The organism is Sphaerochaeta pleomorpha str. Grapes (assembly GCF_000236685.1).
In the GTDB taxonomy this organism is placed as follows: Bacteria; Spirochaetota; Spirochaetia; order Sphaerochaetales; family Sphaerochaetaceae; genus Sphaerochaeta; species Sphaerochaeta pleomorpha.
Window position 1 is genome coordinate 923,373 of the sequence record NC_016633.1, and the last position, 19,795, is coordinate 943,167.

Genomic DNA, 19,795 nt, shown 5'->3' on the forward strand with positions numbered 1-19,795 from the left:
TCCCTCAATCTTTACCAGAAAATGCTAAACCTACCACTTCCTCAACACCGCATTGATCCACTTCTCCCCTGCCCTGTCTGGTCTCTGGTCAGTAGTCTGCAGGATTTCCAGCAGCTTGAACTGACCTTGTTCGCTGATAAAGGCTTGGAAGGAATCAGGGGTATAACAGGTAAAGGTCCTGCCGTCTTTGGTAAAATCCTCTTCCCTTTCCTTGAAAGAACAATATAGGATTCCTTCGTCTTTCAAAGCTTTGGAAAGACGGCCAAAAACATCTTTCATGTCTTCTCGCCGAACATGTAAAAGCGAAGCGCTTGCCCAGATGCCATCGAAACGTTCTTCGTAATCAAGCGATTCAAAACCCATTTGCCGTACAGGAATCGAAACCAATTCCCTTGTTGCTTCCACCATGGACTGCGATAGGTCAAAAGCCTCGACCTGGTATCCCATTTGCTTGAAAGCAAGACTGTCACGACCACTGCCGCACCCGGCATCAAGAATGCTCGCCATCCGAGGCAGATGGGAAAGGAACAAGCGATATTGGTCTTTCATATCGACGGCAACCGTCGACTGTATGAACTGTTCTTTGTTTTTATCATAGTAGGAAACAGAGTCACCCATGGCATTTTCCTCCAAGGCATGCAGTATAACACTGATTGCAAGAGACAGGGCAACTAAAAACCTTCCCTAGGAATTGGGCACCAAATCATACAATACTTGTTTTTAGGGGGGTCACGTAAAACAGTAGCCATGCAATGCTGAAATAGCTACCTTTAGAACAGAAGGTACCAAATGAAAGAAACAATAGATCATGCTACGCTCCAAACCTTTGAAGAAAGCTTTGGCGCAGACAAAAAAAACAGGGTGGCAATGCATGCCACACTAGCCAATGGAATCCTTGAAAGTTGCAAGACAGTAGAGGCAGTGGTTGAAAACCGCCACTCCTTCTCGATTACCATAGAAGCCGGAGATATCACCGACCAGAAAAAGTCGGGTCGGTGCTGGATGTTCGCAGCGCTCAATGTAATGCGCCTCGAAGTCATGGAAAAGCTCAACCTCAAAAACATGGAACTTTCCCAGGCCTATCCCTTGTTCTGGGACAAGCTGGAAAAGTCGAACCATTTTCTTGAGAACATCATCGAAACCTTGGATGAACCGCTGGAAGGCAGGGTCGTGAGTTACTTACTCAAAGACCCCCTTGGCGATGGCGGCCAGTGGGATATGTTCTCCAACCTGATACGCAAATATGGGGTGGTTCCCAAGGAAATGATGCCAGAGAGCAAAGCATCCTCAGAAACCAAGACAATGGACAAACTCCTTACGTTGAAACTTCGCCAATTCGCCTGTGCCCTGAGAGAGGGCAACAAAGAGGGGAAAAGCCTTGAGAATCTTCGGGCATTGAAAGAAACACAGCTAACCTCCATCTACGACATGCTTTGCATCTCGATTGGCATTTCACCCAAGAAATTTACCTATGAAACACGAGACAAGGATGGCAAGTTCATCCGAATCTCAGATATCACTCCCCAGGATTTCTATAGGGACTATGTTTCTATGGACCTCGATCACTATGTAAGTCTGATCAATGCACCTACTGATGACAAACCCTATGGGAAAACCTATACCGTGCAATATCTTGGCAATGTACGTGGGGGAAAACCGGTTTGTTATCTAAATCTTCCCATCGAAGAATTGAAGAAGGCGGCAATAGCGCAGATGCAGGACGGCAAAGCCGTCTGGTTCGGTAGCGATGTGGGACAGAGCTCGGACGGGAAAAGCGGGATGATGGCCCTGAACACCTATGATCTGGAAGGACTGTTCTCCACTTCCTTCTTGATGGATAAGGCCCAGCGTCTCGATTATGGTGAGAGTCTGATGACCCATGCCATGGTCCTCACCGGCGTGAATCTCGACGATTCAGGCAAGCCGAACCGTTGGCGAGTCGAGAATAGCTGGGGCGATGAACATGGGGAAAAAGGATTCTTTGTCATGAGCGATGACTGGTTCAATGAATTCACCTACCAGATCGTTGTAGACATCAAATACCTGAACGAAGAACAACGGGCCCTGTTGAAACAGAAACCCATTGTTCTCAAGCCCTGGGACCCCATGGGCAGCCTCGCACTGTAAGAATAGAAATCATAAAAAATATGCAAAGCTCCTGCCTTCCTTCTGGAAACAGGAGCTTTTTCTTGACTGGGAAAAGAAATTAAAAACCTTTCGGTTCGAGCCCCCCTTTCCCTGCATCGCAAAGCCCCCCAAACGAAGTGCAGCAATGCAAGTATAATTCATGTCTGGGGGGATACCTTATCAATTTCTAGATACTAGGGAAATCAAAACACAATACCCTTTGGTTACATTTTCTCTTGTCCCTGTATGGATTGTAGCAATCTTGCAAGTATTTTTATGAAGTAATCCTTAATAGGCAAGCATTTCTTCAGGCCAACTCACCCGCCGCCTTGATCTTCACCCTGCTGGTATTTCCAGGGTAGTAAGCAAGAGGAACATCCTCCACATCGATAATCTCAACAGTCTCTTTTTGTGCCCCACTTGCTACGGCCAAGGCAATTGCCTCGTTCTTTGCAAGTTCCAAGGCCTGGGCGCGGGGAATCTTGTCAAAGGAAACAAGCTTCTCATAGGTACCGCTGACTTTGGAAATGGCAGACCCGATTGCATTGGCAGTCCCGAAATGATTGGGAGTCTGCACGCTCTTGGCTCCTACCAGGTCCTTCGGGATGATAATAGAACCACCACCGACAAGGATGACATCCATCGGCTCTGACGAAATCTTGATTGCATCCAGATTGTCCTCGACCATTGCCTGAATGGTTTCCATACCCTTTCGGACCAACTCTGCACTCAAATGGGCTACCTTGGAAGGATCGCCAAGGGTAACCATCTTGGCAGCAACTGCCAAATCGGTAGCGGTGAGCACATCGCCACCAAAGATCAGGGCTTTTTCTGCTATTTGGTATCCTACGCTGTCTGGACCTACTGTCACACTGCCATCTTCGTACTGCCGTACAATAGAACCTCCGCCAAGACCGATGGAAATGACATCAGGCATACGGAAATTGGTCCGCACTCCCCCGATGGAAACAGCCACCCCGCTCTCCCGGGGAAATCCATTCTGGATAACCCCGATATCGGTGGTGGTGCCACCGACGTCGATTACCACCGATTCCTTGATTGAACACAGGTAGTCTGCTCCCCTGATACTGTTCGTCGGGCCACAGGCAATCGTAAGGATCGGGTAACGGCGTGCATGTTCCACTGTCATAAGAGTACCGTCGTTCTGTGACAGGTAGAGCTCTGCATTCACCAGCCCCTCTTGCTTCAGAGAGGCATCGAATCCCTCGGTAAAGGTCTTTGCAACCTTGTGCAAAGCTGCATTGAGAATGGTAGCGTTTTCCCGCTCGACAAGACCCATCGAACCGATCTCGCTGGAGATGGATACATGGATATCATCGCCCATTACCTCATGGCAAAGCAGAGCTGCCTCTTTTTCCTGTTCATTGCGTACACAACCAAAAACACAGCTTATCGCTACTGCCTCAACCTTTCCTTTGAGACTGGCAAAAAAAGACCGTGCACCTTCTTTGTCAAACGGGGCAATCTCCTTGCCATCATACTCATAGCCACCACCAACGATGGCCGTTGCCAGAGAGACTTCCTGCAAAGCCTCTGCCCAGTCAATCATCGGAGGAATGGCAACAGAGGCAGGGGCCCCGATTCTCAGTATTCCTATCTTTGAGAGATGCTTGCGCTCGACAATGGCATTGGTACATTGGGTGGTTCCCAACATTGCTTTTGTTATGAGCGTCCTGTCAATCTTGGAGACAGAGAGAATTGCACGCAAAGCCTCAAGGATTCCGCTGGAGATATCAGCGCTCGTAGGTTGCTTGATATCGGCAACCACCTTGAGGTTTTCGTCAATCAAGACTGCGTCGGTATTTGTTCCCCCGACATCGATTCCCAGACGATAGTGCATTACTTCACCTCCTGGCAGCGCTCTTCAAGCGGAATATAGTCAGTGTCGCAACCAAAGTACCGGGGGCCTACCAATTCCAAGCCCTTTTCACTGCGCCACATTTCAAAACAGGGAAGCCCTACAACCAGAACCCGTTTGCCATACTTAAGGGCATCGGTGGTAACCGGCAAGAAGGTCTCGGTATCGACAAGACAGATAAGGTCGGGAACGGTTGCCACAATAGTGTTTTCTACCGTACAGGTCAGGTTTTCGTTCTGGAACTCTACCTTGGCCTGTTTGCCCTTGCAGTCAGCAATTCCATCGAGCACCACGGTTCCAAAATTGAAAGCACCCCGGGTCTCACGAAGCACATCGCTGATCTTTCCCTTGAACAGGCGATAGCCACCGGTAAACTCCAAGAAGCTTTGCTCAGGGGTCTTATCACCACTTTCCTTGACATTGCGGATAGCTTTCCCCAAGGTCTCTGACCTGCTTACAATATTCTTTACCCCATATGCTTTGACTGTCTTGCCATCCATAGGATAGAGGGCAACTGCAACCGAACCACCACAGCTCATGGTAACGGAGCGGGCCAGTTCCTCTGTCCATTTGTTGGAAACGGTCTCGAAAATTACAGCGTTTCCCTTCTCGTCAGTAAGGGCCATGGGGGAAGCACTGACCCCGCCGATGGTAAAGGTGACCATTTGCAACTCGGGAAACGCACGCCCCATGCCGTCGACATCGACCAAGGGAAGGCCAAGTGACGCCGCACAGACAATGGGGAACATACTGTTGAAGCCGCCGGCTTCCATTGGCATGAAGGCGTAGACCTCCTTGCCAAAATATTTGCTTACCAAATCATATAGGGCTTTTGCCTCCCTACCATTGGCCGCTTTCTCAGCCAAAACAGTAGGGGCCCCCATCATTGCCATGGGGACGATAAGGGCGTCATCCGGTATTTCCTCAGGATCGAGTAAGGTTACCGGTCCAAATTCCTTGATGGCACCCATGGCCATGAGTTTTCCAATATAGGGATCGCCGCCACCCCCGGCACCTAGCAACGAGGCGCCGAGAGCGATGTCTTCGATTTCTTTCAATCCGATCGTTCTCATTATTTTTCCTTCTTCTTTTCGAATATCCTGTGGAGGATGATATAACTGACCATGGAAACTACGATGCCATTGATAGGCCCGATGAAAAACACGGCAATATTGCCGGTGATGTAGGCAACGACAGCACCAAGAACAAACGAGATGATCCCATCAAGGGCAAAGCCTTTTTTGATTACCACGTTCTCTTTCTTCCCTTTGCCGAGGATCCAATAGGAAGCAATGATGACGCCGGCGATAGGGGGGATAAAAGCGGTGAGAATGCTCAAAAAGGCTTGGAATTTACTCATGAGGCCAATAGCTGCAAGCAGTGTCCCAAGTCCCCCTGCAATTGCAGTGGCAATCTTGAATTTCTTTTCCCCTACCCCAAAGAGATTGGACACTGCAATCCCGCCGCTGTAGGCATTGGTTACGTTTGTTGTCCAGGTAGCCAGTACCAAAGCGATCAGGCCAAAGGCAGGAACCCCGACTGAAGCAAGTACTGCCGAGATGTCATACTGACCGGTTACAATGGAAAGCACTGCACCGATAAGGATCATGAGAAGGCCAACGGGCAAAACGCCAAGGACAGAGGATTTGATTACGTCTTTGCGGTTCTTGGCAAACCGTGAGTAGTCGCCGCTGATAACCCCGCCAAGGGCGAAGGTAGCAACGGTGAGGCTGATTCCGGTAACCAAGCTCATTGGGGCTGCAGGCTGATAATTTGCAATGATGGCACTTCCGTCATTTTTGGTAAAAGCGGCAAACACGCCATAGGCCATAACCAAAAGCAAGGCGGGAACTGCAATATAGTTGAGGTATTTTAAGGCCTTATAGCCATACATAGCGGTAAGAAGCATCAGAATCCCCCAGACAAAGGAGCTAAGCCAAACAGGAATGGATACTCCAGTCATGGAAGCGACCATTGAGGAGAAGGACGATCCGCAGACAGCACTCTGAATCCCAAACCACCCGATACAGGCTATGGCAAGCATCAAGCTGATAATGTACTGGGCACCTTTTTCCCCCAGGACAGAGCCTGCCATCGAAACGGTAGGGAGGCCGGTATCACAACCTTCCATACCCATGAAACACATGTAGGTACAGACAATCCCATACCCTAGCAGGACACAAAGGACAACCCCACCAAGGGTAAACCCCATCCCGAGGAAGCCTCCGATCATAAGACAAGGGACGCAGATCATGCTGCCGATCCAGATCATGGCCAGACTGCCCCAGCTCTGGCGCTGTGAGGCGGAAACTTCAAAACCATTGTTGATTTCACTCATATGCTCTCTCCTTGCAAGTAATTGTGTATTGCAAGGATAGTAAAAAATGAGAGCGATTACGTCATTGGTTGTACATCCCAAAATCAGGGACACTTTTTGTCTAAAAGGACAAAATCATGAACCTAGGACTCTTTGGACAGCCATGGCAAAGGCAAGGAAAGCATTCAGGGGAAAAGCTGAAACCTCGGAACCGAACTGTGCATTGAGCTTTTGCACCCGATATTTTACCGAATTTATATGCAGATTGAGATGCTGGGCAGTCTTTGCAACATTCCCTTGGCAATCGAGCAGCAAAATTGCGAGCGTTCTCTGACTTTCGCTGTCTTGTTGGATTGGACGAAGACAATGGGTATGCTGCTCGATGGAGAGCTGGCCCTTCTCGATGCAGTGCAGGCAGTTCTTTGCAAAGGTAATATCTTCGGCAGTATAGAACAGCTTACAGGGAAATATGGAACGACAAGCTTCCTTGGTTTCCTGGATGGTAAGATAGGCCTGCCTCACCTCTGTGGTGGTAAGGGTATGTTGAATTGAAAATAGCTTGCATCGTAACACACCCAGTTCCTGGGCAATGGATTCTCTCTCCCCCAGACATTTCCCATCAGTGAAGGCTACTGTGTGCTTTTCGTAGTTGTCACAGACACAGATTGCATAGTTTTCCTTCAGGATGCGGGAAAGTGAATCCTTGTAGGTCGCATTGTTTTCTTCTTCTTTGTCCGGTATGAGTACCCACATCTCCTGCAAAGCGGCGACATCGATGTGGAACAGTTCGCCAAGACGACGCATCTTGATAGGTTCGTCACGCAAGATAGTCCGTATCATTTCCTCTGATATGAACTGGTTATGCTGGGGATTCCAGATGTTGACGAACAACTGTACCACCTCGACAATCTGCCTGAGAATTTCCTCGGAGAGTACCTTCCCTTCGGTGTTGATGGTATGCAGATACATTGCAGGTCCTTTGCCTGCAGTAATCCGGCTTTGGTTTTTCCACCAAAGCGATGGAAACCGATGGGCTTCCATCGCATGGGTAAGCGCAGATTCCGCGGCCAGCGGATAGGCAACGGCATTGAGCAACTTGTTGTTCTGGTCAGTCAGGATGAAACTGGTATGCAATCGGTCGCGGAGCATCGAAAGCAGGGTATCCATGGTCCTCAGATGCTCGGGAAGGCGGGTCACCTGGTTCAACAAGTCGCCGGAGAACAGGGTCTGTTCGGTCCTGTCCTTGATAACTGCTTCCATGACGGAGGTAATCACTTCGCTGTAGCGGTAGTTGATACTGCCCTCGGGCATCACGATAAGGGCGATTCCGTACGCATTGGCGACATCGAGAACCCTTTGGTCGAGTTCCTTGACGATAATACCCAGGTAATACAGGATGACCCCCACTTCCCCGTAGGAGGCAAGGTCCTTGAGAATATTACACTGGGCATCGACATCGTGGCGGATGTTATACCAGCAAGTCAGGGCAAGCTCGCTGCCGATGAACCGGTTCTTCTCAAAGAACTCATCGAGCAAAGCCGTAGGCTGGGCATATTCCAAGACAGACACGGAAGTAACCGGACGGTCTAAGGCACTCTTTCCTGCAACTACCGTGGCATCCTTGAGGCAGGGCAATTCCAATAACTGGGATAGATTTACACTCATGTTGCTACGCTAGTCAATGTTGTATTATTTGTAAAGAGTAAAGGAATCGGTTTACTAATAACAGGAACCAGATACAGGGCAAATCGTTAAAGAACGACCTTCTTCATCAAAGCGAACGCTGTCAGATAGCAGACCCCAATAGCACGCGGGTTTCATTTCCCTTAAAAGAAAATGACCGGAATTCAAAACAATGATACGATGTAAACACTATTCTTCTTTGAAAAATTGAATAGGTACATCAAAACAAACGAAAGGGATTTTGCACGTTATGGACTACAAGAACCAAGCTGAAGGTCTTGAAAAGCTGAAAGAACTGGTTGAAAACAGTAAAAACACATCGGTCTACACTGCTTTCGAAGTTTCCAGGCTCAGCGGGGTGCCTGACTATCGTCTTCCCCATGGGAATGAGACTTCCCCCTGGCAAGGGATACAGATGGACAGGTTATTGAGTTGGGATTATTTCATCTCGCGTCCGGAAGTCGTCTATGCATGGGCAAGGGACATGTGGTTCTCCATGGAGGACTATGAACCGAATAGAATTCACACCCTTCTTTCTGAAGGCATGCAATCGGGACGAATCAAGAATGTCATTACGGAAAACATAGACATGCTCCTGCAGAGGGCAGGTATCGGAAATCCTTTAGAACTCAAGGGTAGTCCCTATCTTTCCTACTGTATGAAATGCGGAAAACCTTTCCTTTATACCAAGGTGGCCCCAGTGGTCAAAGAAGGTGAAATTCCCTACTGTGACCTTTGCGGAACCATCGTAAGACCCTCCATTCTCTTTATAGATGAGCCTATGAACAAACCTATAATGAAAAAAGCCATCCCAGCATTTTCATTCTGCAACCTCTGCATTGTCATCGGTTCTCCCACTCCCCGAAAAGAAATTATAGACCTTTTCAAGACTGTTCGCAAAGACAAGCTTGTAGTCCTCAGTCCAAGGGAAACCTGTATCGATGATCTTGCTTTTATCAAACTCAACGATATTGAAGGGGTAATGCGGGAACTCGAGACTAGTTTTCGCAAACCCCAACCTGTATAACCAGGGGAATATCCCGTATAAATGGTAAAATCACAGAACAGGGCCTTGATTCCGAAAATAATGGTGATTATATAAAAGAGGTCTCCATACCTCTACCAGCTCGAGACGCTTCCCGAACTTTACTCTGGTTTCGGTTTTGTGCTTCCAAAACAACTGGCAAACAACTTCTGTACAAGGCAACGAGAGAACTCTATCAGCATTTTCAACTGGTATAGTCGCCTCTTTTTTGTGTGTGAAGGAAAATTTTTTCAGTCCTCAGATTCCTATCTCGCGCATAATTTCCATGATCTTATCAACCCTGCTTTCTTCTTCTCTCCCGTAATACCCAAAGAGTTTCAATTCTTTTACGATCTTCCCATCTGACATAAACAGTATGCGTTCGGAGCGCGAAGCTATCTTTGCATCGTGAGTTACCATCACGATGGCAGTCCCGACTTTGTTAATCTCACCAAATACATCCATGATTTCCCCTGCGGTCTTGGAATTGAGAGCCCCGGTCGGTTCATCACAAAACAGAATCTTGGGGTTGTTCATAAGGGAGCGGCAGATCCCCGCACGTTGCAATTGACCACCGGAGACCTGTGAGACTTCCCGCTGTCCAAGCGATGCTATGCCTGCCATCTCCATAAGATCGATAGCCTTCTTTGTAATGGCTTTTCTGTTCTTGGGGTCTGAACGTACCGCAATTAGGATGATATTATCCAGAATATTCAGATTCCTGAGCAAACTCGGCTGTTGGAAGACAAACCCCATAGCATTTCTGCGGGTATCGGCAAGTTCCTTATCCTTCATCTTCGACAGGTCTTTGCCATCAAAGAGAATGGTTCCTCCATTTACCGTATCCATGCCGCTCAATGCATACATAAGGGTCGATTTTCCAGACCCTGAAGGTCCCATGACCGAAACGAACTCGCCATTCTTTACTGACAGGGAAACTCTGTCAAGGACGTTGTGCTCTTCCTGTCCAAATGATTTTACAAGGTTTTCGCAGGTCAATAGATTCTGTACGGTAGTAGCCATGGCATTACTCCTTAATAGTATCAGAAATAGACAGGTTCCCAGAACTGGAAGTAGTGAGAAACGTTGCAAGTATCACACAAGAGAGCAGCAACAAAGGCGAGATTAGATAGGCAGACAAAGGTCGTACGACAAAGGAGAATACTGTCGCCCCAAGGGATGCAATGATGGAACCTGCCAAAAACTCCCCGAGGGTGTTGGCAAGGACAGTGCCCAGTACGATGGCAAAAAACAGGACGAAGACTGAGCGGGAAATATATTGGATGCTGATATCCTCATTGGTAAACCCAAGGGCCTTCATCACGGCTATGGGATAGCGGTCCTTTGCAATGAGCATCTTGATGAACAAAGAGGCTATAAGCGCTGAAACGAGTAGGGAAACGATCATTGCCGCAACCGAAGCTTTTTTTATCGACCCCATGGTAGAACCGAAAGTCTGTTCTATGTATTGCCCAACTCCCGATACTTTGGCATACGTAAACCGATTGCTATAGGTTTTTGCTACCAATAGGACAATGCCAGGGTCTTGCAGTCTCGCTGCGATGACACCCCATAGCACAGAATCGAGACTACTGGAAAAAGTTGCCTTGGCTGTCTTCCCCCCATTGGTGATATCGGAATATATGCCACAGACTGTAAGGGACCGTTCTTTTCCGTCATCCTTTAAAACGAGGGTATCGCCAATAGTCTTGTCCAGTTCGACAGCGTTGATCGAGGAGAGTGCAATTTCCCCTGGATTTGCCGGGGCGTTTCCCTTTGCATAGGTAACAGGAAATACGCTATGGTCCCCGAGTTCCACGTTGAGGTTCTCAACCGTCCCGTCTGCCATCGGCACTTCAAAGCGTTTGGTAAACAGCACCACAAAGGAATCGATTGTTTCGTCCGTTTCCATTGCCTTTGCAATTTCCCCGGCTTTGCGAGGAATATCAGACACCTGCTGAAGATCGAGGCGCAAGTCACAGCTGCCCATCCCCATATAGGTTATGAAACTCTTGGAGGAAATGGTTGTATAAAGGTTCTGGGGCACGAGCATGATGAACGTTGCCAGGACAAGAACTATGAACATGGTGGCATACAAATGTTTTCTTGCAAGTACATCCTTGAGACCGAGAAATACGTTGGCACCAAGGATTCTTCCCTTGCCCAGCGTAAAGCCCCTTGCCCCAGTTTTACAGCTTGGCTCCCCGCGATACCGTAAGGCATCTGCTGCCGATAGGTGTTTGAACCGCCTGAGCACATGGTTTACATAGGTTGTAATGGCAGTAAATACCACTGCTATGCCGAAAACCGATACCAAGGGGGCGATGGCTGCGTTCTGGCTTTCCCCCAAGAACAACCGTATGTTTCTCAACATGAAATCTTGCAATGGCAAGGAGAGGACATAGCCGAGGATACAGGACAATGCCGCAATCGCGGCATACTTTGCAAAGTACAGCCCCCTGATATCGGAAACCCGCAGACCGATTGCTTTCATGACCCCGATCTCACGGTAGTCGTCCTCGATCTTGGCCAGTAGGGTGAGTCGTATGCACAAAAAAGCTATGGCAAGGATGAGCACGCTTACCAGCAGGATGATCGCTACCATGAGTCCGTCTGATATCACATTTATCAATTTGAAAAGCGGATAGGTAATCGTCGGACCATTTGCCTCAAGCCCTGCAGCTGTATAGGTATTCTCAAAGGAACCAAGCTGGGAAAGGTCAAAAAGGCGAAACTCAATGAGGTATTCAACATTGCCGGAAGATGCCAATTGGGCATAATCGCTGCTGCTGACCAGAAATCTCTTGGACGAAGAAAGCAGGGAATTCATCTGTGAGTCACGCAAAAATCCTGCAACCACAAAGGGTTTACCCGCTACCGTTACCATATCACCAACTTGGGCAAGCTTATCTTTCATACAATAGATGGGCAGATAGATAAAACCATCTGTAACCTGTATGACGTTACCGTCAAAATCCATGAGGTAATCGAACTTGTCGTTCTGCATCGAGAACCCATTGTCCTGGACGCTGTCGACAAGCGATTTTCCGTTTATGACAATCTGTGAACCTTCGATGTTAAGAAATTTGGCTACCTGGTATTCCTCGACCAAGGTATTCTGTTTTGCAAAATCATCAAGGCGAAGCATATCAATAGGTCCGGAATGCATCTGCATGAAATGCGGGGTTTTCGCCTGTACCATGAGTGCATCTACGGCCCCACTCAGGTTGACACTGAGCATCACGGTAAGGGATACAAGTACGGCAGCTGAGGTGATGATCAAAAAGATGGCGGCGGTCATGAGTTTGCTGCTTTTGATGTCGTTTCTGATGATTCTGCTAAACATTGGCGTTCTCCAGTCTTTTCACCGCTGGGCTCCTAGCTAAAAGAAGTGAAGTTAAAAGAACAAAGAATCCGGACACTAGGATGAGCAACCCTATTCCCCTGCCCTCGCCTGTTCCGGTGAGTTTTCCGATGCTTGAGGCAAGCAACCCGCCAGGCAGGAGCATGGGGGTAAAGAGGTAATCGGCAAGGATTCCGGCAAGGGCAAAGGCCACTACATAACCAAGCTGTGAAATTACTCCGATTAGGCCCCAGGCTCTTCCCTGCACACTGTTTTCCAGGTTTTTCCGGATGAGTACGTCGATGCTTGTATTTGCAAACGGAAGGGTTGCAAAGAACAGGAAACCTGCAGTGCAAATCAAGAAGACATTCTCCCGCAATCCAAAGAGAGCCATGAAAATACCGGTACAGAAAAGGGAGACCGAAAGTATGTTTACATACCCTCCCCGAATGGAGAAGACTCCGATTAGTATGCTGGAAACAAGCATTCCGCTGGCACAGATGGTTTCAATGGTTCCCAGCGTTGCAGTGTTGGAAAAAGCAAGGATCATGGGAGTGGAGAGAATTTGGATAAAGCCCAAAAAGAAAGTGATTACGGAAGTAAGGAGGACGAGGATGAAGATGCCCCGGTTTCCATGGATTACCTTCCAGCCTTCCTTGAATTCTCCGATGAAGGAATCTCGATTTTCAGATGCATTGGAAACCAATCCTTTTCGCACAATCGAAGTAACTGAGACGGTAAAAAAGAAGGTGCAGATATCAATGATGAGCAATAGCTTGATGTCCCAAATGGAGAGCAAAAACCCTGCCAAAATCGGGGAAATGAGGAACTTCGAGGAACCTGCAATCTGCACAAGGCCACTTGCTTTGGAATATTGTTCTTTGGTCAACAAATCTGAAACCGTGGCCTTGTAGGCAGGTTCCAATAGTGACGAGAAAATTGAACTGATGGTTACCCCAACGTAGATCTGCCAGAGCTGTACATTACCGAGAAGCATGCAGCCAAGGATGAATATGAGGCCGAGAGCTGATAAGCTGTCGCCCAGGATCATGAGAATGCGTCTGTCATAGCGGTCTGCAAGCACCCCTGCTGCGGGGCTTAACAGCAGTGCAGGCACAAAGGCCAAGAGAGTTAGCATTGCCATCAAAGTGGCGCTACCTGTCAGCCGGAAAACATAGACAGCAAGCCCAAATGAGGTCAGGCCGCTTCCTATTGCAGAAACGAGTTCCCCAGACCAGAGAAAGAGAAATTTCCCAAACGATGTATTCGAGTTCCCCATTCGTGTCACTTCCTAATTGAATAATTGGCGCATGTAGTCAAAGCTGCCTGTTTCGGCTCCAAGGATTCGCTCCATGTTACAGATAAAGGCCGATACCTTTCGGACTGCCTCTTCTTCAGAATTGAATGAGGGATGGTCAAAGGCAATCTGGGAATAGATGATGAGCATCTCTGCACTCTCATAGGGAAATGGAGTAGTGAACAACCCTTGTAAAACACCTTCTTCCACGATGGTGGAGAGTATGGGGGTTACACCCTGGACCAAAGCTTCAAGTTGCTTTTGGTGCATGAGTGCATTCTGGGGATTATGGATGTGTTCCAGTATCTCCTTGCCTTGTGATTCATCAAGATGCAGGGAACTAATCACCTGCAACAATTTATCGTGTACTGAAAGCGAGCTATCAATGGCAACAGCCCCTGCTTTTTCCATCATCCCAGCAAGTATTCGCACTATGACAGCATTCATAATGTCTTCTTTGCCCTTGAAATAGTAATAGAGTGTCCCTTTGGCTATCCCTGTTTTTTCAAGGATATCCAGCACACTGGTGCTGTCATACCCTTTCGAGGAAAAGAGCTCATAGGCAACATCGAGTATTTCGTTTCTTCTTTCTTCTGGTTCTTTGAGCGTGCGCATTGGTCAGTCCTTTATAAAGTATAGACCGACCGTCGGTCTATAGATAACAAGAAAATATCCCTTATATTAAAAACAGTCAAGAGAGAATCCACTCGTCAGCTTTTACTCCGCAAGGAAACTTAGGCTCGACAATGATATTATGTGGAAATGCTAAAAATAATGATGTAGATAAATGAAATCTTTCTTCCTGCCGAATATTTCGCTGTTATATTCATCATGTACATTCTAAAAATTGGGAATAATCCTTCTAATTCTTTTTAATTCACTGATTGACAACCATTTTTTTAGTCACAACAACAAAACATGATTGTAGATTTAAAGGTGCAATAAGTATTTTCCAAATGAATAGTTCACTATATAAAAAATTGTTGAGTAAAGCTCTTCCCGATCTATGGATTCGTTGAGCTCAGGAATAAAGGATGCTGCTTTCACCTCTATCATAGAGGTCCATTTATTGGAATCTGGTTGAAATTTATAGGGTCTTTTTTGTACAATTCTTGCTTCTTCTCTTGCATACTCCAAAAGCCACTGCTTTAAGTCCTCCACTGAAGGCTTCTGATAACAAGGTTGTTTCTGACAAAGGATTCCTTTTTCTGGGACATCCCTAAGGTTATCGAAATCTGGAGACTCATAGTAGCCAATATAAAATGGGCATTTTTTGCATTCTTCTTTTAATGCGAAGAAACTATTTTTAGAGTAATGAATTTTTCTTGGGCAATCAGCTATCTTGGTTACATTACCATCAGTTGTAATATTTGGCTTGAATATGATGTTTCCATCAATTTCCTGTCCGTTTTTAAATACATTCTTGTAAGTGTAGATAACAAATTTGTCATTACCAGTATTTCTGTTCCAAAGATCCATTTTGCTTGCAAGCAAATCCTTTTTTCGGTTATATAACCATATCTTATGCTCCGTTGAATCACATAGTAGTTTTTTCAAATCATCTTCTGAGAGAATTTTTTGCTTGCTGAGATCAATCTCTATGATGGATATTTTCTGGCTTTGGTAGTTAGCAACTTTTTCTGCTGAAACCTTGTGTGTAACAAAAATCTCTACTATCAATCTTTGGCCCTTGTAGTCAATAACGATATCGGGAATCATGTCAAAAAGCTTACATTCCGTTACTACGGATGCATCAGATAAATCTAAGGTTTTTGCTAAAGGTAGAGAAAGCAGTACTTTTCTATTTGAAACAAAAACCGTGAAGCAACCATCTACTGCATATTTTTCTGACAAATCAGGTAACCTAAATCTTTTCTCTCGTAAAATGAGTTCCTTCGCAAGCAGGTGCATAGCAGTCTGATACCCTGTAGTGCAAGTTACTCCTGCTTTGTGGGCAAAATGAGCTATTCTCTTTTCTCCCTTTTTCACAATAACTTCACTATAGCAACCTGGGCAAACATATCCTTTTTCATGTGGTTTTGCCCTTTCGATTGGAATAACTATGCCGTTTTTAAGAGCACATGGGAGTTTGAGATTGTTTCTAGTCATACTAAAATCCAATAATAAACAATTTTCAGGTTCATTTCCATAAGATTTACCAAAGGTAACGCTACCTCCAATCAGTTACGAGAAATGCTTCACTTCTACCAACTTCGGTAAAAACATCATACAGTGTACATATTCTAAGAAAAGGGATTCTAGTCAAGATTTTTTATAAGAGGAATACACTTCACCATTCAAATCTGTGAAAAAAATTGTTCATCAATTTCATATGACACTACTGGCTTCAACCCAATCTGAAATTTTGCCAACAACTCAACAAGTTCTTTTCCATCGACAAGATCAATCTGTGCAGCTCCAGGCTTTGAAGCTTCTTCCTTCGCTTCTCTCGTAAATGTGCTTGTTGTGTAAATAATACCTTTTTCATATTCAGAAGACAGGGATCCGCGAAAATCACGCACAACAGGAGACCCTACGGGAGATTTATATCGTTTGCATTGAAAAGCTACGGAAAAACGTAGCATCCCTATCTGCATTTTGCCCTTGCCATCGATACCACCGTCTCCACTTTTCTTTGTTACCTGCACTTGGACAAAACCACTTTCCCTCAGCAAACGCTGAATCAAATGCTCAAAGCCATAGGGATCCATTGCAAGGAGAATTTTGATAAGCTGGTCTTGCCAAGCATCAAAATGATTGTCTTCATCAATCTGAGTTATCGAAATCGCATCATTGTCTTTTTGGTTTTGAATATAGGATAAAAGCTCGGAGGCATGCGCAAAAGAGTTACCTGAAAATGTAGGACAAAAACTCCAGATTGAACGCTTTGAATTTGTAATGATACCAGCCTTTTTAAGTCTTGTTTTTGCCCATTCCATCCGGTATACGAGTTCTGTCTTAGTAATACTATTTAAATGGGGAAAGGTCCTGACCTCTTCGGGGACAGAAAGAAAAGCTGTAAAAGCATCGGCAATTTCTTCATTGTTGCCAGAACCACCTAGGGCATCAAGCACTTTCAACAAAGGAAAAAGTAATTCACTAATTTTAGGCATATCCTTTGGAATTGAAACAATGCTTCTTCGTGCCATGAGAGCCCTCTCTTGAAAAAACGTATATGCTACAGATTGTAGGCCTCAGATTTCCCAAGATCAAGATCAGAATGAATATTGGTTACTAAAATTCTCAAAGCTGAAAATTCCCCTATGAAAAGAAAATAAGAGTTTGTCAATCTCTGCCAAAGCAAAGTAAGTATTTTTCCTACATAGAAGCTTTTTTCAAATTATTTCCTTACCAAATCTATTTTTATGATACATTGAATGAACCAGGAGATTTGAAATGAATAAAGATATGCAGGATGCAATAGTGGATCATGTAAGGATGATCCTCCAGCAAAAAAACATTTCCCAGAAAGATCTGGCTAGTGAAATCTCCATAACAGAAGCGACGTTAAGTAATATTTTACATAAACACAGGGCAATTACCACCGACGAAGTTGATAAAATTGCCAAGGTTCTCGATGTCCCAGTCCCTATGCTCTACAACCCGATTCCTTTTGGCTGCAAAGAAGCCTTCCCTCTCTTGGCGCAAGCAAAGACAAAGGAAGTAGAAGAAACAATCCAGAAGCTTTCGATACTTGCCCAGAGAACATTGTTCTATAAGAACCTCCGGGAAACTGCCGAAAAACAAATGGAAATTATCCGATAACTAAGGAATTGAAAACACCTTGCTGTCATGCTCTTTTTCACAGCCAGAAAAGCACTGTAGCATGACAGCGACCTCCCCAAATGAGAGCATTACTCTTTGCTCTTCTTTGGTTTCCTGGTTTTATAATCACGGTCGATGCGATCTTTCCAATTGGCATTGAAAGGCTTGCATGCTCGAATGTCACAGATAACCTCGTTAAGCACCCTGTAATTCAACTGTGTCCCCTCGCTATCGGCACGATAGTTTGCAGCACGGTTGGCATCTATGCCAAAACGACCTGCAACCTCAACCGCATCAATGTTTGCACCTAAGAAAACAAACTCCCAACCATAGGTTCCTTTCTGTCGCTCTATCATCATCTTTACCTGGTCAGTGCAATAGAAGTGACTTGCATTTTCTTGGCCATCGGTGGTAATTATAAAAATTGTTTTTTCAGGTCGGTCTTCCTCACGGGCATATTTATGGATGTTCCCAATATGCTGGATAGCCCCGCCAACCGCGTCAAGAAGAGCGGTGCAACCACGGACAAAGTATTCCTTATCTGACATTGGCACTACTTTGGTAATGTCGAGACGGTCATGCAGAACTTCACACCGGTCATCAAACAGGACCGTTGACACGAGTGCTTGCCCTGAAGCGGCTTTCTGCTTTTCAAGCATGCCATTGAAGCCTCCGATCGTATCGCTTTCCAGCCCACTCATCGACCCGCTTCTGTCTAGGATAAAGACAATTTCCGTTAGTTCTTTTTTCATAGTGTTGACTCCTGTAATCAATATTCTGACTACAGCATAGCGAGCATGCTCACCGGTATGGTCGCATGGCAAGCGACATAATCAAACACCTAAAAGAATTTGATCAAAAGCAAACAAGACCTCATTTATTTCAAACACATTGTAGTTTTTCTGTTCAATGAAATATTCAATGATAACATCGAACTTGTTGCTACGGGTGAGGGAAAACCCAGCCCGTCCTATCAGATCTTTCGTTTCATCGAGGTTGAGTTCCAAGGCAAGGGCAAACGCAATCGCGGTTACCTTGCTAGGCCGGTAATCCTTGTTGCTACGGATTTTAGAGAACAATTTACGATCAACGTTCGCTTTCTTGTACACCTCCACATCCGTTTTTCCTTTTTCATCAATGATACGGAGAAGCGATTGCGAGAAGCTTTCTTCCAATTCTGCCATAAGGGTATCCAGGCTTCTCTCTGACATACGAGAATATAATCTAAGTTCAAACCCTTCTACTGTCTCGATATCACGATGATGAACGTTTATATTTTCCTTAAAGAGACTGGGCTTATAGTTCTTTGAGCGCTCTTCAACGTAGTACTCATCGATGAACGCTACAACTTCTTTGAACAATTTCCCCGACAAGGAATAGGATTCCCTGTCATACACAACCAAGTACACCTCCATATCAGAAAGCAATAGGAATTCACTAATAACAGACAGGGCAATCTGCAAGGCTTCTGCCTTGGGAAAGCCATACGTACCGGTAGAAATCAAGGGAAAGGCAACGGATTTGCATTCCTTTGCAAGCGCCAATTGCAGGGCACTTCTATAGCAATCCAGCACACGCTCAATTTCATGCTCCGTCCCTCCTTTCCAAAGAGGCCCGACGGTGTGGATTACATACGTTGCATCCAAGTTAAAAGCAGGAGTAGCAACAGCAGAGCCAACGGGGATATCACCCAGTACCTTTCTTGCTTCAAAAAGCTCGGGACCTGCAGCTGCATGGATAGCACTGTCAACGCCTCTACCGATAGCTACGTGGGGATTGGCGGAATTCACGATAGCGTCCACCTTCATCTTCGTTATATCATTCCGTACAATCATAAAAGGCATATCCACACCTCCAATTTCAAACCTATCACCTGAAGAATAGTGTATGAAACTTCAGAATTCAAAAGGCTGCGTTCTTTCTTTTTTGCATACCTAGTAAAGACATGGCACAAAAGGCTGGGGCAGCATTGCAAACAACGTTTACTGCCAATTAAGTCACTATTTACTGGTCTAACCCCTAATACCTACAGCATACACTCCAAACAAGGGGGCCGAAGGTATTTTTTTGTTTGAAATCCTCAGATAGAGGGTTCGTGAATCATTTTTCTCAATTCAGATTCACTCAACCATTGGTTGGATGACTGTTTATTGGATGAACTTTGACCAAAAAACCTTCTTTCCGATGGCCCAATGCATGAATAAAGTCAATATTATTGTAGAAGGGCCAAGCGAACGATGTTTCATCACCAATGTCCTGGCCCCTTACCTTGCTGAACAGGAATGTTATGCAAAGGCTTGAGTGATAGGCACTCCTGGGCACAAAGGGGGAACAGTAAAACCCGAGAGGTTATACAACGA

17 protein-coding genes are annotated in these 19,795 nt (G+C 45.8%); 4 read left to right on the plus strand and 13 right to left on the minus strand.

The window, feature by feature from the left end:
• Window positions 1-30: 30 nt before the first annotated feature.
• On the minus strand, window positions 31-618 hold the full coding sequence (locus tag SPIGRAPES_RS04235; protein WP_014269533.1) for a class I SAM-dependent methyltransferase: 588 nt from the start codon (window positions 616-618) through the stop codon (window positions 31-33).
• A 171-nt stretch (window positions 619-789) separates the two neighbouring features.
• Between SPIGRAPES_RS04235 and SPIGRAPES_RS04240 the strand changes: the two genes are divergently transcribed.
• On the plus strand, window positions 790-2,127 hold the full coding sequence (locus tag SPIGRAPES_RS04240) for a C1 family peptidase (RefSeq protein ID WP_014269534.1): 1,338 nt from the start codon (window positions 790-792) through the stop codon (window positions 2,125-2,127).
• Between the two features lie 307 nt (window positions 2,128-2,434).
• Here SPIGRAPES_RS04240 and SPIGRAPES_RS04245 read toward each other — a convergent pair whose 3' ends face one another.
• The 4 genes from SPIGRAPES_RS04245 to SPIGRAPES_RS04260 form a co-directional block, all read right to left on the minus strand.
• Window positions 2,435-3,988: a hydantoinase/oxoprolinase N-terminal domain-containing protein gene (locus SPIGRAPES_RS04245; RefSeq protein WP_014269535.1), complete on the minus strand. Its 1,554-nt coding sequence runs from the start codon at window positions 3,986-3,988 to the stop codon at window positions 2,435-2,437.
• Window positions 3,988-5,079: an S-methyl thiohydantoin desulfurase family protein gene (locus SPIGRAPES_RS04250; protein WP_014269536.1), complete on the minus strand. Its 1,092-nt coding sequence runs from the start codon at window positions 5,077-5,079 to the stop codon at window positions 3,988-3,990. Before SPIGRAPES_RS04250 ends, SPIGRAPES_RS04245 begins: the two co-directional genes overlap by 1 nt.
• Entirely contained in the window at window positions 5,079-6,344 is a 1,266-nt protein-coding gene (locus tag SPIGRAPES_RS04255) for a cytosine permease (RefSeq protein WP_014269537.1), read from the minus strand. Before SPIGRAPES_RS04255 ends, SPIGRAPES_RS04250 begins: the two co-directional genes overlap by 1 nt.
• A gap of 114 nt (window positions 6,345-6,458) precedes the next feature.
• Complete coding sequence (locus tag SPIGRAPES_RS04260) at window positions 6,459-7,988, minus strand: PucR family transcriptional regulator (RefSeq protein ID WP_014269538.1); 1,530 nt, start codon at window positions 7,986-7,988, stop codon at window positions 6,459-6,461.
• A 268-nt stretch (window positions 7,989-8,256) separates the two neighbouring features.
• On the opposite strand from SPIGRAPES_RS04260, the gene SPIGRAPES_RS04265 reads away from it, so the two are divergent.
• Window positions 8,257-9,033, plus strand: a complete 777-nt coding sequence (locus SPIGRAPES_RS04265) for an SIR2 family NAD-dependent protein deacylase (RefSeq protein ID WP_014269539.1) — start codon at window positions 8,257-8,259, stop codon at window positions 9,031-9,033.
• Between the two features lie 255 nt (window positions 9,034-9,288).
• On the opposite strand, the gene SPIGRAPES_RS04270 is transcribed toward SPIGRAPES_RS04265, so the two are convergent.
• From SPIGRAPES_RS04270 to SPIGRAPES_RS04295, 6 genes are all read right to left on the minus strand, one after another.
• Complete coding sequence (locus SPIGRAPES_RS04270) at window positions 9,289-10,053, minus strand: ABC transporter ATP-binding protein (RefSeq protein WP_014269540.1); 765 nt, start codon at window positions 10,051-10,053, stop codon at window positions 9,289-9,291.
• A gap of 4 nt (window positions 10,054-10,057) precedes the next feature.
• Window positions 10,058-12,376 carry an ABC transporter permease gene (locus SPIGRAPES_RS04275; protein WP_014269541.1) on the minus strand — a complete coding sequence of 773 codons (2,319 nt, stop codon included), beginning with the start codon at window positions 12,374-12,376 and terminating at the stop codon, window positions 10,058-10,060.
• The gene (locus SPIGRAPES_RS04280; RefSeq protein ID WP_014269542.1) at window positions 12,369-13,652 is read right to left on the minus strand and encodes an MFS transporter; all 1,284 of its coding nucleotides are present in this window, start codon (window positions 13,650-13,652) and stop codon (window positions 12,369-12,371) included. Before SPIGRAPES_RS04280 ends, SPIGRAPES_RS04275 begins: the two co-directional genes overlap by 8 nt.
• 12 nt (window positions 13,653-13,664) lie before the next feature.
• On the minus strand, window positions 13,665-14,285 hold the full coding sequence (locus SPIGRAPES_RS04285) for a TetR/AcrR family transcriptional regulator (RefSeq protein ID WP_014269543.1): 621 nt from the start codon (window positions 14,283-14,285) through the stop codon (window positions 13,665-13,667).
• A 315-nt stretch (window positions 14,286-14,600) separates the two neighbouring features.
• Complete coding sequence (locus SPIGRAPES_RS04290; RefSeq protein ID WP_014269544.1) at window positions 14,601-15,779, minus strand: competence protein CoiA family protein; 1,179 nt, start codon at window positions 15,777-15,779, stop codon at window positions 14,601-14,603.
• Window positions 15,780-15,967: 188 nt separating this feature from the next.
• The gene (locus SPIGRAPES_RS04295; protein ID WP_014269545.1) at window positions 15,968-16,819 is read right to left on the minus strand and encodes a restriction endonuclease; all 852 of its coding nucleotides are present in this window, start codon (window positions 16,817-16,819) and stop codon (window positions 15,968-15,970) included.
• A 247-nt stretch (window positions 16,820-17,066) separates the two neighbouring features.
• Here SPIGRAPES_RS04295 and SPIGRAPES_RS04300 point away from each other — a divergent pair, with 247 nt between their 5' ends.
• A complete protein-coding gene (locus SPIGRAPES_RS04300) occupies window positions 17,067-17,435 on the plus strand; it encodes a helix-turn-helix domain-containing protein (RefSeq protein WP_014269546.1) in 369 nt (122 codons plus the stop codon).
• 89 nt (window positions 17,436-17,524) lie between these two features.
• On the opposite strand, the gene SPIGRAPES_RS04305 is transcribed toward SPIGRAPES_RS04300, so the two are convergent.
• Both SPIGRAPES_RS04305 and SPIGRAPES_RS04310 read right to left on the minus strand, forming a co-directional pair.
• Window positions 17,525-18,187 carry a vWA domain-containing protein gene (locus SPIGRAPES_RS04305; RefSeq protein ID WP_014269547.1) on the minus strand — a complete coding sequence of 221 codons (663 nt, stop codon included), beginning with the start codon at window positions 18,185-18,187 and terminating at the stop codon, window positions 17,525-17,527.
• A gap of 81 nt (window positions 18,188-18,268) precedes the next feature.
• Complete coding sequence (locus SPIGRAPES_RS04310; protein WP_014269548.1) at window positions 18,269-19,279, minus strand: macro domain-containing protein; 1,011 nt, start codon at window positions 19,277-19,279, stop codon at window positions 18,269-18,271.
• 352 nt (window positions 19,280-19,631) lie between these two features.
• On the opposite strand from SPIGRAPES_RS04310, the gene SPIGRAPES_RS17215 reads away from it, so the two are divergent.
• Window positions 19,632-19,736, plus strand: coding sequence for a DUF4276 family protein (locus tag SPIGRAPES_RS17215; RefSeq protein WP_215904767.1), 105 nt, complete (start codon window positions 19,632-19,634; stop codon window positions 19,734-19,736).
• The last annotated feature ends 59 nt before the right edge of the window (window positions 19,737-19,795 follow it).